We start from the raw sequence: 16662 nt of genomic DNA, 5'->3' as shown, positions 1-16662 counted from the left end.
TCGACCTGATCCTGGGCGAGGTGAACTGATCGCCCGGGAGCCTGGATTCAGGTGAGGCACGAAAAAGGCCGGCGTCACGAGCATGTGCAGCCGGCCTTCGTGTATTCAGGGGATCAGAAGCGGACGTTGGCCGCCAGCTCTGCGCAACGCCCAGGGGCGACGATGGCGAACATGCCGACGTGGGACGCGTCGTAGTAGGTCTCGTCGGTGAGGTTGAGCAGGTTGAGTTGCAGGTCCAGGTTACGGTTCACCCGATAGGCCAGCATGGCGTCGTAGCGCCAATAGGAATCGAGGCTGCGGGTGTTGGCGTCGTCGGTGTAGCGCTTGTCCACGTAGTTGGCCCCGGCCCCGACCTTCCAGCGATCGGTGAGGCTGTAGGTGGTCCAGGCCGAACCGCTGTTGGGGGCGATGAACTTGGCGCGATTGCCGTCGAAGTTGGTGTTCCTGCCTGAGGCGTACTTGACCGTCCTGGCGTCCAGATAGGTATAGCCTGCCATCACTTCCCACTGGTCCGTGAGATGGCCGGTGGCGCCCACCTCAAAACCCTTGACCTCGACATTGCCATCCAGGGTCACTTCGTTGCTGATCGGGTCGTAGGTCCGGGCGTTGGACTTTTCGGTCTTGAAAACGGCGGCCGTCAGGGCCAGGCGCTGATCGAGCAGGTCCCACTTGGTACCCAGTTCGATGCTGCGGCTCTTTTCCGGATCCAGGTTGCTCAAGCGCCCGCCGGCGGCGCCATCGGCTCCTCCCGATTGGCCTGCGGTTTCCCCTGATGGGTTGAACGAGGTGCCGTAGGACAAGTAGATGCTGGCGTAGGGCAGGGGCTTGAAGACGATACCGCCCTGGTAGGTCCAGATGTTGCTGCGATTGCTCTGCACGGCGTCCCGGACGTGGTAGCTATCGAAGCGTGCGCCAAGGTTCAGGTCCCACTGCTCGTGCAGGGCCAGGGTGTCTATCACGTACAGGGCGCGGTTGTTGTGCCGGGTGACGTCGTGGTTGCCATTGCCTCGTGCTACCGGGGCATGGGGATCGCGGGGGTTGGGAGTGTGCAGGTCGCCTGGGTCGGAGCCTCGCCGGGAGGGCGAGTAGCGGTTCTTCACATCGATCCGCTCGCGGGAGAATTCCAGGCCCGCGCTGTAGCTGTGGCCGATGGGACCGGTGTCGAATTTACCGAAGATGTCGGTCTGGTTGATCAACGAAGTGTTGACCACGTTCCTGCCACGAGCCGGACCGCGCATCACCACACCGGCCAGTTCATTGCCGATGGAGTCCGTATCGGTGCCGAACGTCGGCCGGCTCATGATGTAGTCCTGCATGCTGCGCCCTTGCCGTGTGGTGTTGCGCAGGGTCAGCTGGTCGTTGAGGTCGTGTTCCAGTTGCAGGGTGGCGATATCGGCGGAGGTCTTGCGGAAGTCGCGCTTGGCAAAGCCGTAGAAGTTGTCCCGATCGACCTTGACCGGCTTGCCCGTGATGGCCGACACCGGATGTCCCTGGTCGGGGATATCGTCGCTCTGCATGTGGTAGTAGCTCAGCGTGCCACGGGTATCGGTGTCCAGGCCGAAGGAAAAACTCGGCGCCAGGCCCCAACGGGTGACTTCCACATCATCGCGCCCGGGAGTATCTGCTTCGTGTTTCATGGCGTTCAGCCGCAGGGCCATGTTTTGTTCGGGCAGGTACTGGTTGAGGTCGAGGGTGCTGCGCCGCAGGCGGTCGGAGCCCAGGGTCAGGCTGGCGGACGTGAAGGACTCGCGCTTTGGAGTCTTGCTGATGAGGTTGATGCTGCCGCCGGTGGAGCCGCGCCCGGAGTAGACCGAGCCTGGTCCCTTGAGGATTTCGATCTGCTCGATGTTGAAGGCCTCGTGGGTCATGCGTCCAACATCGCGAATGCCATCGATCATGATGTCGGTGCTGGCCTCGAAGCCTCTGATGAAAGGGCGATCGCCCAGTGGCGTACCACCTTCGCCGGCGCCGAAGGTGATGCCGGGTGTCGTTCGCAGTGCGTCGGCCAGGGTCGATACCGCGCGTTCCTGCATCAGGGTTTCGGTGATGATGGTCACCGACTTCGGGGTTTCACGCAGCGGTGCGGTGAACTTCACCGATTCGGAAGTTTCACGCTTGTATCCGGGTTCGCGCTCGCCCCTGACATGGGTGGTATCGAGAGTGACGGCTGCGGCATCGGATGAGTGGCCGGGGTTTTGCGTGGCGACTGCCAGGCCGGCCTCACCGAATGCCAGCAGGCCAAGGGATGTGGGCAGCAGCTTCCATGGATGTGGGCGGTTGGGGTTGGACATTGAGATTGCACCTCCTGTTTATTTGGAAGTGATTCTCAATTGCGATCATGTGTCATTCAATCAGAAGGCTCTGAACGATCAGGTCCAAAGGTGTCGGCGCGCCAGGTAGCGGCCTTGGCAGGTGGGTTTGCTGTCGCAGTGATTCTCTTTTGCCTGGCGCTGCGGTTTCATGGGCAACCTTCAACCACGAAAACGAGCCATGGAACTGCATTTCGAAACCCCCAACCTGCTGTTGCGACCCCGGACCCTCGAGCACTTCGAAGCCTGCCTGCGAATGGACCAGGATCCGCAGGTCACGCAATTCATCCCTGGAGCCTGGGACGGTGGGCAATGGCACCGGGATTTCCTGCGAGGGCGGATGTCCCGGGATTTCGGCGAGCGTTGCGGTTACTGGGCGATTTTTGCCAGGCAAGAACCGGAAGAGTTCCTTGGCTGGGTCTCGTTCATTCCGTTCGAGGCCGTGGGGCCGGAGCTGGAGATGGGCTGGCGCCTGATGCGTCGGGCCTGGGGACGTGGAGTGGCCTCCGAGGCCGCTAGGCGCATCGTCGAGCATGCCTTCGCCGACCCGTCCATCGACCGGCTGGTGGCCGACGCCCATGTGGACAACGCCGCGTCGCTGGCGGTGGCTCGCAAGATCGGTTTTCGGGTCAGCCACGATGGCGAGTTCGAAGGAGTGCCCAGCCGCTTCCTGGAAATGACCCGCGAAGACTTTCAGCGGCACCAGGCCGAAAGCCGCTCCCCGGCTATTCGCTGACAGCGCGGGCGAGGTGCCGGATCCCGGCGCCTCGCCTGGCACTCACAGATGGCCACCGACCCACCACAGCACCAGGAAGGCGATGCCGGCGGCCAGGGCCGAGAGCTGGAATAGATTGATCAGCCACTTCAGGCCGAGGGGGAAGTGGCGATAGTCGCGCACGCTCATTCCACCGTTGCGCAAGAACAGGTGGGGCATGGCGAACATGCCGCCAATGCACAGCAACATGAAGAAGCGGCTCAGGGGATCCTTGCCCAGCAGCGGCATGCGGATGGCGATGACCCGGCACCGCGACAGGTGCCTGACCATGTCATCGAGCCTGAAATAGCCCAGGTAGATCTGGATCGCCAGGGAAACCAGCGCGGACACGACCACCAGTACCCAACCGGCGGTATAGATATCTTCGGCATTGCACATAGCTGTTCAGTGACCTCCTCAAGCCTCGCGCCTTGGCGTTCGGCGTAGCGCTCCTCCAGTGGGCCCTGCACGCAGGGCAGCCGAGCACCATACCATCCCCGGAGCGGCGTTGGTCATGCCCGACGACTCTGTGCCGGCCGTTGGGCGAGGGGAGACAAGGGCTAGAGCTTGGCGCAACGCTCCACGTCGGCCTGGGTGGTGACCTGGGTCTGGATGCCCAGGCGGTACTTGCAGTAGTCGATGATCATCTGTCGTTGTTCGCCGGTGAGCTTCTCCACCTTGCGGTAGTCACCATCATTGGCGTGGATGTTGAAGAACTCCAGGCGCAGGCTTGGCGAGTGCTTGATGAACCAGCGGGTATGGGTCTCGGCTTCCTCCAGTTCGGTGTAGTAGCCGACGTTGAGCAGGACCAGCAGGGCGAGGAACAACAGCACGAGAAATTTTTTCACAGGCGACGCCTTCCATGGATGGGCACCTTGGTGCCGGGGCGGCAATGCTCCCGGGGCAGGCCTCGCTTGGCAAGCCCTACTGGAGCACGGTTCCTGTCATTAATTGTCACGAATGCTCCGGACAGGTTCAGCTGGCAGACAGGTGCAGGCTGCTAAAAAACTCCACGCCCGGCAGGAGCTGGGCAGTGACAGGGGGCAAACAGGCCGGGACCAGGTCCCGGCCTTTCCCTGCAATAGCGACACAAGCAGTAGCGAAGCAAGCGATCCTCGGATCGTTTTTTTTTGCCCGCGGTCAGCGTCAGGATCGGCAGTGCGCCAGGACCGGGAAATTGCGCGGGCATCCGCGCCCTCGGGAGCGCAAGCTCTGGCACGGTTCTTTGCGGCCGATGCTGCCGGGGCGTTGGGTGACCGTTCGTCCGACGGATGGAATTGGCAAGCACTAGTCACTACGGCATGCTGTCGACGGATATCGTAGTGCCACTACTTGGTCGTAGGGCAATTCTCCGGATGTTGTACTCCCCCCTTCGCTACTGAGATAGGTTTTTTGATGATGGTGTTGATCCTGTCCGAGTCGCGGCATGCCGGATAAGGCATTGGCCGAGGAGCAGCGCCTGGCCGCCTTGTATGCCCTCGAGCTGCTGGATACGGCCCGCTGCGAAAGCTTCGATCGCATCTGCCGCCTGGCCGCGCAGTTCTTCAAGGTCCCCACGGCGTTGATCACCCTGGTGGATCGTGATCGGCAGTGGTTCAAGTCGCGGGTGGGTTTTGCCGTCGAGCAGACGCCGATCGATCAGTCGTTCTGCGCCTACACGATCAAGTCCGGTGAGGTGTTCGAAGTTCAGGACGCTCGCCAGGATGTGCGTTTCCATGCCAATCCGCTGGTGACCGAGGGCCCGGGCATAGGTTTTTATGCCGGGGCGCCCTTGATCACCTCCACGGGGCACGCCATCGGCAGCCTGTGCGTCATCGACAAGCATCCGCAGCGGCTCGATGCCGCCGAACGCCAGCAATTGCGCGACCTGGCATCTTTGGTGATGGAGCAGATCGAGCAACGCCAGCGCCAGACCCGCCGTGATCCGGTCAGTGGCCTGCCCAACCGCGAGCAGTTCCAGTGCGACCTGCACGACCTGGCGGACGAACACCCCGGGGAGCGACGGGTGCTGGTGCTGGTGGATGCGGTGGACATGGCCGTGGCCCATGAGTTGACCCTGGCCCTGGGCATGGCGCCGTTCGAGATCATCGTGCGTTTTCTTGCCCAGCAGTTGCTCGCCTACCTTGGACGGCATGTGCGGGTCTATCACGTCTCGGCCAAGCGCTTCGGCTTCCTGCTGCCGGCCGCACCTGGGGTCGAGCGCTTGCTGGAGGGCCTGGTGCGCCGCCTGCGCCGCCAGCCGCCGGGCCTGGAGTTGCCGATGGTCCCCGGAGTGTGCGCGGGCATGGTGGAGTTTTCCACGGACCATGATGCCGTGCCGGACGTGTTGCGCAAGGCCATGTTCGCCCTGGAGCTGGCTGCCCTGGAGCGCTGTACCTGGGCGCCCTACGACCTGGTGCGCGACCAGGCCTACCGGCGTGCCTTCAACTTGGCCGCGGACATCGGCGAAGCTCTGGACACCGGGCAGATCTACCTGATGTTCCAGCCGCGCTTCGCCCTGCCCGATGGCGCCCAGGTCAGTGCCGAGGCGCTGATCCGCTGGGACCATCCCTGGCTGGGGCCGATTTCCCCTGCGGAGTTCATTCCGGTGATGGAGCGCAATGCCCAGATCCACCAGGTGACCCACTGGCTGATCGATGCGGTGTTGCACAAGCTGCACCTATGGAGCGCCAGTGATGTGCAACGCTTGTCGATCAACCTGTCACCCCAGGATTTCGAGGACCAGGATATCGCCGATGTGTTGCGCGATGCCTGCCTGCGCCACCGCATCAATCCGCGACGCCTGGAAGTGGAGATCACCGAAGGCGCCTGGTTGCGCTCCAACCCGAAAGTGCTGGAGCAGTTGAGCAAGATTCGCGCCCTGGGCATGGATGTGGCCATCGACGATTTTGGTACCGGCTACAGCAATTTCGCTTATCTGCACCAGATTCCGGCCAATGTGGTGAAGCTCGACAAATCCATGGTCACCGACCTTGAGAGCAGCGCCCAGCACCAGAAGATCACCCGCTCGGTGATCGCCCTGGCTCGCGAACTTGGCTACCGCACCGTGGCCGAGGGCATCGAGAGCTTCAAGTGCTTGCAGATGTTGCGGTCCTTCGGCTGTGACGAGGCCCAGGGCTACTTCCTGGCCCGGCCCATGGCCCAGGATAAATTCCTGGCCCGTAGCGAAGCGCAGCGTTTTCCGCTGCAGGGTGGCTTCTAGGGCCGCAAGCCGTTGTTTGAGCCCCGTTGCCATCGGGCGTTTAACCTTTCTATACAAAATCCCCACACTTGGAGATGAACGGCCCTGGGGCGCTCGTTAGGCTGGGGACGGCAGGTCTCCTGATACCAGGAGGACGCTGCCGTCTCATTTCCGATCCGAATGACCAAGGGATTGCTCGATGATGAAGTTCGTCAGAGTCATGGCGAGTTGCGGTGTAGTGATTCTCAGCCTGGCCAGTTGCAGCAATGCCGCGCTGGAGCAGCCATATGCGCGGCGCTGCGAGTTGCCGGCGGCGGGCCTGCAGGCCAGGCAGGTGCCGGCGCCCAGTGGCGCCTGGTGCGTGGGCAAGGCTGCTTTCGCCTTGCGCGATCCAGCGCGTGCGGAGACCTTTTCCAAGGTCGCCGGCGCCCGCCGCGAGCTGGCATTGAAAGTCTGGTATCCGATCGTTGCACCTGCCGGCAGGCTGCCCCGTGCCGAGTACGCCGAACCCGAGGCCCTGGCCGCGATGCAAGCCGGAAGTGCGGTGGAGGTCGCCAGTCATTCGGCGGCCGGAGCCAGGATGGAAAAGCACCGCCAGTATCCGGTGCTGCTGTTTTCTCCCGGCTTGGGAGCAGTGGCCGAGCTCTACAGCGGCCTGCTGGAAGACTTGGCCAGCCGTGGCTACGTGGTGGTAGCCATCAATCACCCCTACATTTCCGGGGTCACGGTGCTGCCGGGAGGCCGGGTGGTCCCGGTCCTGGACGTGCTCGAGCAGGACGAGGAACAACTCGCGGCCGCCGCGCCTTCGGTGGTGGCGGACCTGCGCAGTACCCTCGATTGGCTGCAGCTGCGTAACCAGGAGCCGGAGCACCTGCTAGGCGGACACCTGGACCTCGAGCACGTCGCAGCCCTGGGCCATTCCTTCGGCGGTTCGGCTGCCTTGCAGGCGACGCGCCTGGACCCGCGTCTGCGGGCGGCGGCCAACCTCGACGGCAGCATCCAGGGCGAGCTGGCCGGTCCCTGGAGCAAACCCATGCTGTTATATGCCGCTGGCCAGGACCCACGGGACGCCAGCATGGACACGGTGTGGGCAGCGCGTCGGGGGCCTGGGGCATACAAGGTGCTGGAGAATGCCGGGCACCATGACTTCACCGATGGGCGCTGGGTGCTCCCGGCGTCGGTCATCAAGGCCATGGGCGACGACTTCGGCAGTATCGATCGCGGCCTGGCGGTACGGACCTTGCGCCAGGTTCTGGGCGACTTCTTCGCCCGCTACCTGAGCCGTCCTTGAAGCGAGGTGAGCACAGGCATGGAAAGCCGGTCGCAAGGTTCGCCTCAGGTTTTTGCTTTGCTTGCTCCGTGTCGGGTTTTCAGTAGGTGCCGGTATGCATTATCGTGCGCCGCGCCCCTAGCCAGAGGGGCGATGCGACCCAGGCGAGGAATCATGGTCAAGGCGAGAGTGATAGGCACCACCATCGAGGCGATCCGCGCTGCCGAGGCGGCACTGGGGCGGGCCTTGCCCCGATCGTTCAGGGATTGGCTGCTGGAGCACAACGGCAAGGCGCTAGGTGCGCTGGAGGTGTTTCCGGTGTTCGATGCCCGTGATCCACGCAAGACCTGGGAGTCGATCGTGCGCCACTTCCAGGGCGGCTGGCAGGCTTGGCTGGACAACTTCGAGGGGCGAGCCGTGGAGTGCTCCAGCCTGCTGCCGTTCGCCCAATTCGGGACCGGCGATTACTACTGTTTCGACTATGCCTTGCTCGGCGATGCCGGCGAGCCGCGGGTGGTGCTGTGGTCCCATGAGACCGGCCGAACCTCTGCCGTTGCAGACAGCTATGGGGCCTTCCTGGTCATGATCGATCAGCCTGGCTAGCCGGCTGGCTCCGGGTGCGTTGCCGGGCCCTTCCTGGCGAGTTGTCGTGGCCAAAATCTACTGAGCGCAGATGGCTGAAGTCACTGCCCAGCTTCATCGCCCGAGCCTGGGTTCAAGCTTTAGTCAGCCTTGAGGGTTATTGCGAAACGTTCAGGGTCGACCCTGGCGAAGAATGCACGGCTGGCAGCTGGCTCACTGGCAAAAATCCCATAACCGCAATCGTCGTGGGGATAGATCACCAATCCGCTGTTCTCGAAAACAACAAAAATATGTCCGTGGAATCCAACGCTCAAGATGTTCTGCGCCAGGATTGCATGGCTCACCGCCAGGAAACCATCGAGATTTTCAGGTGACAGTTCGATGTTGCGTACCTGGAGTCTTGCCGGTGCGTCGTGGTAGTCGTAATCGACAAACTCAACAAAGCCCGAGCGATTGATGGCCCTGGCGTACAACTCTCGCGCTTCGCGTGCCCGATACCCCTTGCCACGCAATTGTCGCTGCGTATGGGAGGTGACGAGTGAGCTGCACACCGTCACTTTTTGCGAGTGCTGGCGGAGGTAGTCGAGGACCATGGAAGTGGCTTCCTCGGCACAGGCTCTTCGGTCATAGCCCTTCCTGGAGTGAAAGTAACCAGCCCAGCTCGGGAGTGCACAGTAGCTGCTGAAGTCGAGAAAACGTTGTGTGATGTTCACCAATGGCCTCGTCCAACCTGAGGTTGTTTCATCCATATACCCCAAGGCGTCGAGGGGAATCATCCAGTGGGTGAGCGCCAGCTTCAGCTGTTCTGCGCACCGTTCGCCGTCAAGTGCAGATCGAATTCACCCCGCCGGATTCCTGGACTGGATGATTGGCCAAGAAGGCTGGTTGGAAGCGGTTGCGGCTGGAGTTGCCAGACTGGAAAAACAAGATGGGTTCTTGTTTCAGTGGGTTATGCGAAGTTGGCGGATTGCCATGGAAAGGGAAGTGGAGCGGGTGAAGGGAATCGAACCCTCGTTATCAGCTTGGGAAGCTGGAGTAATGCCATTATACGACACCCGCTCGAACGGCTGACTTTGTACCAGATGTGGCCGTGGATTTGAAGTTTTTCTTTATTCGATCTGTACTTGCGTGCCCCTTCGATATTGCCAGGGCGCGCCACGCGCCCGCTATTCATGCGGTTCGAGGACGGTGGCGGCCTGTGGGAAATCCCATCAACTGGCACGCGCATGCTGGCCCAGGGCGTAGTGCGGGCGCGCCTGGTGCTCATGCTGGCCTGGCTTGAGGAAGCTCAGCAGGGCCCGGCGGCTGTCGCGACAGGCGGCCTTGTGCTCCATGTCGAGAAAGTGCCCGGTGGCCTGGATGGTGCTGAAGCTCGAATGCCGCACATGGTTGGCGAACAACTGGGCATCCTTGGCCGAGGTGTACTCATCCCATTCGCCATTGATGAACAATACCGGGACCTGGATGTTGCGCGCCGCCTTGACGTAGCACTGGCGATCGCCGTGCAGCATGTGGCTGATGTGGAAGTGCATCTGCCCGTACTCATGCTCGGCCAGGCTGCTCACATGGCGGTAGTTGAAGCGCTTGAACAGCGATGGCAGGTGCTTGCCTATGGTGTCGTTGACCAGATGGCCGACGCGATGGCGGTCAAGGCTGCCGAGATAGTCGACTCCACGCTCCAGGTAGTCGCGCATCGGATCGTTGATCACCGGCGAGAACGAACTGATCACCGCCTTTTCGATACGCCGTGGACGCTGGGACAACGCCTGCAGGGTCGCGGCCCCACCCCAGGAAAACGACAGCACATGCTCGGCGGCGAAGTGCTCGATGAGCTCCAGCAGGATCTGTCCCTCGATTTCCTTGGTCAGCATGCGCTCATGCCGGTTATGGACCTTGGAGCGACCTGCATAGGGCTGGTCGTAGAGCACCACGTTGAACTGCGGATGGAGGTTCTTCACGGTCTGGGCAAAGGACGCCGTGGTCGCCATCGAGCCATTGACCAGGACGATGGTCTTTTCTGCGGCCTCTGCGCGATAGAACTCCGTGTAAACCCGATACTGACCCTGTATATCCAGCACAGCGATTTCTGGCCTCATGTCATAAGACTCCTGGCAAGCGGGTATGCGCGCATACGATTGAGTGTGCACGGTCAATGTGACAGGTAGGCATACGCCTGGAATCGAAGCCCATGTCGATCCGGTAAGGCAGGTCGACGGGTGTTGTTATAGGCGGGCGGTTACCGGGGGGAATGCAGAGCTGGCAGGGCTCAGGCCGGTGGAAGACTTATTGGTTTTCTTTCGTAACTGGTCGGTCACTATTCGGCCGACGGACTGATTCAAGCAGGGCAATCCCGAACCTGCAAGTGCCGTTGGGTAAATTGTTCGACAGCTTCCGCCCAGTGGTCGTCCTGTACCCAGGCCTTCAGATCAGGGCGATCTCGGCAGCGCTGAGCGCCCGGTATGCACCAGGGGCCAGGCCCGCGTCGAGCACCAGCGGGCCCATACGCTCGCGATGCAGGCGCAGGACCTTGTTGTCGAAGTGGCCGAACATGCGCTTGACCTGGTGGTAGCGCCCTTCGACGATGCTCAGCCGGGCGCTGCGGGGGCCAAGGATGTGCAACTGGGCAGGCAGGGTGGTGAGGTCTTCGAAAGCGAAATACAGGCCGCGGGCGAAGGTCTCGACATATTCGGGGCCGATCTCCTGCTCGGTCTCCACGTAGTAGAGCTTGGGCAGCTTGGTCTGCGGTTGGGTCAGGCGCCGTGACCAGCTGCCGTCGTTGGTGATCAGCATCAGCCCGGTGGTGTTGTAGTCCAGGCGTCCGGCGATGTGCAGATCCTGTGGATCGGGCTCGTGGATCAGTTCGAGCACCGTCTTGTGCTCGGGGTCGCGAGTGGCGCTGACGCAGCCCATGGGCTTGTGCAGCATGAAGTAGCGCGCGGGCTTGCCGGCCTGGAGCACTTCATCATCCAGTTCCACTCGGCTGAACTCGCGGATTTCGACCCTGGGATCGCTGACCGCCTGGCCATCGATGCGCACCCGGCGCTGGGCCAGGAGCAGCCGAACCTGCTGGCGGTTGAAACGTGGCAGGTTGCTGAGGAAACGATCAAGGCGCATGGGACAGGGCAGCGGGCGGCAGTGGATGCGGGTTCATGGTCGGGGGGGCGCGCCTTCGCCGTGGCTCAGTTGCGCCTCGACCCCGGCGCAGCGCGGACACAGGCAGGACTGGTTGCGCAACTCCGGCGGCAGGGCTTGGATGATGGCCGGGTCGATGCTCACGCTGTAGCACCAGCAGGCCCGGCCGGCACTGCGTGGGTCAGCCAGGGTGCAGTCGTTGCGGGCGCCACAGGCGGGGCAGGACTCGGGTCGGTTCATGGTCGGGGCGAGAGCGGCTTGGTACGGGACGAAGGAGCGTGCAGGGTGTCTGCCGATGGCCGGCGGGTCAAGTCGGTGCTGACGGTTCGCCGGGTTTTTTCATCGGGCTGGTGAGAGGATACCGGTGGTCGCAGACATGTATCAATGTGTTGCATAAAACGCACTGAAAGGCGTTTTCACGGTCAGATATTTCGTCAATTGGCCATTTGCCGATTGTCGCCCGCCAGCGTCGCTGGTGTGGCTTCTTCGCGGTCCAGGAGGCCGCCATGTATCGTCGACTTCTGCTGATTGCCTTGCTGGGTTCCAGCCTCTCTGCGTGCGCGCCTTACTACGCCGGGGACTACTACGATTCGCAGATCTACAGCTCTCCGGCGCCGGCCTATTACTACGGTGGCGGTTCTTCCTATTACTACTCCACCGGGCGTGGTTACCACGCGCCGGGCTACTACCAGCCTGCGCCCCGGTATTACCAGCCGTCCCCGCGTTACTACCAGGCGCCGCGCGCGTTGTACCGGCCATATCCGGACCGGGGCTGGGGCGGGCATGACCGCCGCGGCAACTGGAACAACAATGGCGGCAGCCATGATTGGGGCGGCCATGGCCACCATGACCGTGGCGACCGTGGCCGGGGAGGGCGCGGCCACTGATCCACGGTTGTCGATTCTTTCCTGGGACTAACTAGTAGTCGGTGAGGTCCGCCAGTGGATGGCGGCCTTCCCAGACCTTGTGGAAGTGCGCCTGCACCACGGCCTCCGGCACTCCGTTGATGTCCGCCCAGTGCCAGTGTGGCCGCTGGTCCTTGTCGATCAGGCGCGCGCGTACCCCTTCGGCGAATTCCGGGTGGCGGCAACAGTTCAGGCTCAGGGTGTATTCCATCTGGAACACTTCGGCCAGGGACAGGTAGCGCGCCCGGCGGATCTGTTCCCAGACCAGGTGGGCGGTCAACGGGCAGCCTTCGCCCAGGGTCTTGGCCGCACGGCTGTAGAGGGTGTCCGGATGGTCGCGCAGCTGGCTGATGGCGCGCCAGGCGCAGGCCACGTCGCTGACATCCAGCCATTGGTCGATCTGTGGTCGGCGTGGCAGCCACTGGGCTTCGGGCAACTGCCCCAGGGATTCTTGCTGCAGGGCGCGGAACAGGCTGTTGAGCTGGCGCGGAGTCTGTTCCTGCCAGTTCAGTTGCAGCAGGCCCTCGATCAGTTCTTCTTGCTGTTCATCCAGCAGGAAACGGTCGGCGAGATCCAGGTCCAGGGCATCGCGGGCGTTGATGTGGGCGCCGGTGAGGCCGAGGAACAAGCCGAGCTTGCCGGGCATGCGCGAAAGGAACCAGCTGGCCCCCACGTCGGGATACAGGCCGATGCTGATTTCCGGCATCGCCAGGCGGCTGCTGGGGGTGACGATTCGGACTCCAGCCCCCTGCAACAGGCCCATGCCGCCGCCGAGCACATAACCATGCCCCCAGCAGATCAGCGGCTTGGGGTAGGTGTGCAGGCGATAGTCCAGGCGATATTCGGCGGCGAAGAAATGCCCGGCCAGGGCCGGCACCTCGCCCGGATGCGCCAGGCAGGCCTGGGCCAGGCTGCGAACCTCGCCCCCGGCGCAGAAGGCCTTGGCGCCGTTGCCGCGCAGCAGGACACAGGCCACTTGCGGATCCTTGGCCCAGGCTTCGAGACGCTCGGCCAGTTGCTGGATCATGGGCAGCGAGAGGGCATTGAGGGACTTTTCCGCGTCCAGGGTGGCGATGGCGATACGCGCGCCACCGGTGGCGGTGAGTTCTTCGACGTGCAGGTTCATCGTGACCTCGTGGCTAAACAAGAGCGGTCAGTATGATCGCTGTGGGGGAAAGTGCCGGTTATGTGTCAGATCAATTGACAAGCGAAGTCGGCTTTCCTAGGGTGCGGCCATTGTTTTTCTCGGGCATGGCCATGACTGCTGACGATCGTATCAAACTCGAACCGAGCTGGAAGGCGGCCCTGCGGGCCGAATTCGAACAGCCCTACATGAGCGAACTGCGGGAGTTCCTGCGCCAGGAACACGCTGCCGGCAAGGAGATCTATCCGCCCGGTCCGCTGATCTTCAACGCCTTGAACTCGACCCCGCTGGACAAGGTCAAGGTGGTGATCCTCGGCCAGGATCCCTACCACGGCCCGGGCCAGGCCCATGGCCTGTGCTTCTCGGTGCAACCCGGGGTCCCGGCGCCGCCTTCGCTGGTGAACATCTACAAGGAACTCAAGCGCGACCTGAATATCGATGCGCCCAACCATGGCTACCTGCAGAGCTGGGCCGAACAGGGTGTGCTGCTGCTCAACACCACCATGACCGTGGAGCGGGCCAACGCCGCCTCCCACGCGGGCAAGGGCTGGCAGTTCTTCACCGACCGGATCATCGAGGTGGTCAGCGAGCACCAGCCGCACCTGGTGTTCCTGTTGTGGGGCGCCCACGCCCAAAGCAAGCAGAAGCTGATCGATAGCACCAAGCACCTGGTGCTGACCTCGGTGCATCCATCGCCGCTGTCGGCTTATCGCGGCTTCCTCGGCTGCGGGCACTTCAGCCGTACCAACAAGTTCCTCGAGCAGAGCGGCGAGACCCCGATCAACTGGCGCCTGCCAGCGCTGTAGGCCAGCCCTGTGGTCGCTGCCCGACCCAGTCTGCGGCAGCGGCTACGGGCCCTTGTTCCAGTGGCGGAACAGGGGCTCGGCGAGAAACAGCACGAACAGCAAGCGCATCACCTGCATCGCCGTCACCAGCGGCACCGAGAGTTGCAGCACCTCTGCCGTCAGGCTCATTTCCGCGATTCCCCCCGGCATCATGCCCAAGGTCAGCGAGCGCAGGTCCAGCTGGGTCAGCAGGCTCAGGCACCAGGCCGCGAGGCCGGCGATCAGCATGCTCATGGCCGTACCCAGCAGGGTGCGCCCCATGAACGAAGGCGCCCGGCGAAAGAACTGACGGTTGAAGTGGCATCCCAGGCCGCTGCCGATCAACCACTGGCCCATCTGGCTGGCGCCATCGGGCAGGCCGGTGTGCAGGTTCCAGGCGATGCTGGCCACCGCGCTGAGCAGCAACGGGCCGAACAGCCACGGGTTGGGTTGGCGCAGCCGCTGCCAGAGCCAGGCCAGCAGCGCGCCGGCGGGGAACAGCATGGCCAGCCAGCGCCAGTCGACGCTGGCGCTGTGCAGCACCGGCGTCCCCTGGCCCAGGAGGTACTTGAACGCCGCCGGTACGCACAGCACCACCGCCAGCACCCGCAGGCTCTGCCCGGCCGCTACCCGGCTGAGCACCGCGCCGTTGCGTGCGCCGAGATTGACCATCTCCCCGGAGCCGCCGGGCATGCTGGAGAAGAACGCGGTGGCGCGGTCTTCACCGGTACGCCGCAGCAGCCAGACCGCCATTACGCTGGACAGGCTAGTGACCAGGGCACCGCAGAAAATCAGGCCGAAGTGGCTCATCACCTGGTCCATCACCGCCGGGGTGAAGTGCAGGCCGATGCCGATGCCCACTATCCATTGTCCGCACTTGCGTCCGCCGGGGATCTGCGCCAACTGCCAGGGCGTCAGGCAGCGCACCAGGATGATCGCCAGCAACGAGCCGACCATCCAGGGCAGGGGCCAGCCCACCAGGCTGGCGAGATAGCCGCCAGCCAGGCCCACCAGTGGCGTGCCCCACCATTGCCGCAAAGCGCCTTCAGACATCGGTCACCATGCGCTGGCGGGCCGAACGCTTGCGCCAGATACGCAGCAGCGGCAGGCACAGCATGCACGCCGTCAGTACCCAGACCCCGACCGTGATCGGGCTCGACCAGAGGATCTCCAGCGCGCCATTGGAGATCGACAGTGCACGACGCAGGTTCTGCTCCATCAAGCCGCCGAGGATGAAGCCCAGCAGCACCGGCGAGAGCGGGAAGTCGAGCTTGCGCAGGATGTAGCCGAAGATGCCGATGCCCACCATCAGGAACAGGTCGAAGGTGGTGGCGTGCACGGCATAGACGCCGATCGCGGTGATGATCGCGATGGCCGGCACCAGGGCCCAGTTCGGCACCGCGAGGATGCGGGTGAAGATGCGGATCATCGGGATGTTGAGGATCACCAGCATGATGTTGGCGATGAACAACGAGGCGATCAGGCCCCAGACGATGTCCGGCTGTTGCTGGAACAGCAGAGGCCCCGGCGTGATGTTGTACAGCGACAGGGCGCCGATCATCACCGCCGTGGTGCCCGAGCCCGGCACGCCCAGGGTCAGCATTGGCACCAGGGCGCCGCAGGCCGAGGCGCCGATCGCGGTTTCCGGAGCCGCCAGGCCGCGCTTGTCCCCCTGGCCGAAAGTGCCGCTGGCGCCAGCGATGCGTTTCTCGGTCATGTAGGCCACGGCACTGGCCAGGGTCGCCCCGGCCCCGGGCAGCACGCCCATGATGAAGCCCAGCAGGCCGCAACGGATGTTCACTGCCAATACCGAGGCCGCTTCCTTGAGGTTGAACAGCATGCGCCCAGTGGCCTTGACCGCTTCCTGGCCGCGGTGGGTCTTCTCCAGCAGCAGGAGTATCTCGCTGATGGAGAACAGGCCCAGCACCAGCACCACGAACTGGATGCCGTCGGCCAGGTGGATGTTGTCGCCGGTGAAGCGGTACACACCGCTGTTGGCATCGATCCCCACTGCCGACAGGAACAGCCCGATCAGCGCGGCGATGAAGGTCTTCAGCGGCTTGTCGCCGGCCATGCCGCCGAGGGCGACGATGGCGAACACCATCAGCACGAAATACTCCGCCGGGCCGAAGGCGATGGCCCACCGGGCCAGCAGCGGGGCGAACAGCACCATGCCGCAGGTGGCGATGAGGGCACCGATGAACGAGCTCCAGGCCGACAGCGACAAGGCCACGCCGGCCAGGCCCTGGCGAGCCATCGGATAACCGTCGAGGGTGGTCATCACCGTAGAGGCCTCGCCGGGGATGTTCAGCAGGATCGAACTGATTCGCCCGCCGTACTCGCAGCCCAGGTAGACCGCCGCCAGCAGGATCAGCGCCGACTCCGGCGGCAGTCCCAGGGCGAAGGCGATGGGAATCAGCAGCGCCACGCCGTTGATCGGGCCCAGGCCCGGCAGCAGGCCGACCACGGTGCCGATCAGGGTGCCGGTGAGGGCGGTGACCAGGTTGTACGGGCTCAGCGCGACGCCGAAGCCCTGGCCGAGATAGCTCAAGGTATCCATA

16 protein-coding genes and 1 tRNA gene are annotated in these 16662 nt (G+C 63.4%); 6 read left to right on the top strand and 11 right to left on the bottom strand.

Annotated features, from left to right (window positions below; genetic code table 11):
• Positions 1 to 113: 113 nt before the first annotated feature.
• Positions 114 to 2291: a TonB-dependent receptor gene (locus AC3WK8_RS18145; RefSeq protein ID WP_103325453.1), complete on the bottom strand. Its 2178-nt coding sequence runs from the start codon at positions 2289 to 2291 to the stop codon at positions 114 to 116.
• A gap of 199 nt (positions 2292 to 2490) precedes the next feature.
• On the opposite strand from AC3WK8_RS18145, the gene AC3WK8_RS18140 reads away from it, so the two are divergent.
• Positions 2491 to 3045 (top strand): GNAT family N-acetyltransferase, encoded by a 555-nt coding sequence (locus tag AC3WK8_RS18140; protein ID WP_085596064.1) that lies wholly within the window; start codon positions 2491 to 2493, stop codon positions 3043 to 3045.
• 42 nt (positions 3046 to 3087) lie between these two features.
• Here the strand turns inward: AC3WK8_RS18140 and AC3WK8_RS18135 are convergent, their stop codons facing one another.
• Together AC3WK8_RS18135 and AC3WK8_RS18130 are read right to left on the bottom strand one after the other, a co-directional pair.
• Positions 3088 to 3462, bottom strand: coding sequence for a hypothetical protein (locus AC3WK8_RS18135; protein WP_085596063.1), 375 nt, complete (start codon positions 3460 to 3462; stop codon positions 3088 to 3090).
• 161 nt (positions 3463 to 3623) lie between these two features.
• Positions 3624 to 3911 carry a hypothetical protein gene (locus tag AC3WK8_RS18130; protein ID WP_085596062.1) on the bottom strand — a complete coding sequence of 96 codons (288 nt, stop codon included), beginning with the start codon at positions 3909 to 3911 and terminating at the stop codon, positions 3624 to 3626.
• 578 nt (positions 3912 to 4489) lie between these two features.
• Here AC3WK8_RS18130 and AC3WK8_RS18125 point away from each other — a divergent pair.
• The 3 genes from AC3WK8_RS18125 (at position 4490) to AC3WK8_RS18115 (ending at position 8117) form a co-directional block, all read left to right on the top strand.
• Positions 4490 to 6265, top strand: a complete 1776-nt coding sequence (locus tag AC3WK8_RS18125; protein WP_085596061.1) for a sensor domain-containing diguanylate cyclase — start codon at positions 4490 to 4492, stop codon at positions 6263 to 6265.
• Positions 6266 to 6446: 181 nt separating this feature from the next.
• Positions 6447 to 7535: an alpha/beta hydrolase family protein gene (locus AC3WK8_RS18120; protein WP_158250056.1), complete on the top strand. Its 1089-nt coding sequence runs from the start codon at positions 6447 to 6449 to the stop codon at positions 7533 to 7535.
• Positions 7536 to 7688: 153 nt separating this feature from the next.
• On the top strand, positions 7689 to 8117 hold the full coding sequence (locus AC3WK8_RS18115) for an SMI1/KNR4 family protein (protein ID WP_085596059.1): 429 nt from the start codon (positions 7689 to 7691) through the stop codon (positions 8115 to 8117).
• Positions 8118 to 8236: 119 nt separating this feature from the next.
• Here AC3WK8_RS18115 and AC3WK8_RS18110 read toward each other — a convergent pair whose 3' ends face one another.
• From AC3WK8_RS18110 to AC3WK8_RS18090, 5 genes are all read right to left on the bottom strand, one after another.
• Entirely contained in the window at positions 8237 to 8689 is a 453-nt protein-coding gene (locus tag AC3WK8_RS18110) for a hypothetical protein (RefSeq protein WP_103325455.1), read from the bottom strand.
• Positions 8690 to 9081: 392 nt separating this feature from the next.
• A tRNA-Gly gene (locus AC3WK8_RS18105) sits at positions 9082 to 9155 on the bottom strand.
• Between the two features lie 152 nt (positions 9156 to 9307).
• A complete protein-coding gene (locus AC3WK8_RS18100) occupies positions 9308 to 10192 on the bottom strand; it encodes an alpha/beta fold hydrolase (RefSeq protein WP_103325456.1) in 885 nt (294 codons plus the stop codon).
• A gap of 325 nt (positions 10193 to 10517) precedes the next feature.
• Positions 10518 to 11210 carry a pseudouridine synthase gene (locus AC3WK8_RS18095; RefSeq protein WP_103325457.1) on the bottom strand — a complete coding sequence of 231 codons (693 nt, stop codon included), beginning with the start codon at positions 11208 to 11210 and terminating at the stop codon, positions 10518 to 10520.
• A 33-nt stretch (positions 11211 to 11243) separates the two neighbouring features.
• Positions 11244 to 11468 (bottom strand): cysteine-rich CWC family protein, encoded by a 225-nt coding sequence (locus tag AC3WK8_RS18090; protein ID WP_085596055.1) that lies wholly within the window; start codon positions 11466 to 11468, stop codon positions 11244 to 11246.
• A gap of 266 nt (positions 11469 to 11734) precedes the next feature.
• Between AC3WK8_RS18090 and AC3WK8_RS18085 the strand changes: the two genes are divergently transcribed.
• Entirely contained in the window at positions 11735 to 12115 is a 381-nt protein-coding gene (locus tag AC3WK8_RS18085) for a hypothetical protein (protein WP_103325458.1), read from the top strand.
• 31 nt (positions 12116 to 12146) lie between these two features.
• Here the strand turns inward: AC3WK8_RS18085 and dspII are convergent, their stop codons facing one another.
• A complete protein-coding gene (dspII, locus tag AC3WK8_RS18080; RefSeq protein WP_085596053.1) occupies positions 12147 to 13259 on the bottom strand; it encodes an enoyl-CoA hydratase/isomerase DspII in 1113 nt (370 codons plus the stop codon).
• A gap of 131 nt (positions 13260 to 13390) precedes the next feature.
• On the opposite strand from dspII, the gene ung reads away from it, so the two are divergent.
• Positions 13391 to 14083: a uracil-DNA glycosylase gene (ung, locus tag AC3WK8_RS18075; protein WP_103325476.1), complete on the top strand. Its 693-nt coding sequence runs from the start codon at positions 13391 to 13393 to the stop codon at positions 14081 to 14083.
• Between the two features lie 42 nt (positions 14084 to 14125).
• On the opposite strand, the gene AC3WK8_RS18070 is transcribed toward ung, so the two are convergent.
• Together AC3WK8_RS18070 and AC3WK8_RS18065 are read right to left on the bottom strand one after the other, a co-directional pair.
• Entirely contained in the window at positions 14126 to 15154 is a 1029-nt protein-coding gene (locus tag AC3WK8_RS18070; protein ID WP_103325459.1) for an AbrB family transcriptional regulator, read from the bottom strand.
• The gene (locus AC3WK8_RS18065; protein WP_103325460.1) at positions 15147 to 16661 is read right to left on the bottom strand and encodes a tripartite tricarboxylate transporter permease; all 1515 of its coding nucleotides are present in this window, start codon (positions 16659 to 16661) and stop codon (positions 15147 to 15149) included. The genes AC3WK8_RS18070 and AC3WK8_RS18065 overlap by 8 nt, the downstream gene beginning before the upstream one ends.
• Between the last annotated feature and the right edge of the window lies 1 nt (position 16662).

This window comes from Pseudomonas sp. FW507-12TSA (genome assembly GCF_058781435.1).
Note: the sequence above shows the minus strand (reverse complement) of the source record. Positions and strands in the feature narration are given on the sequence as shown.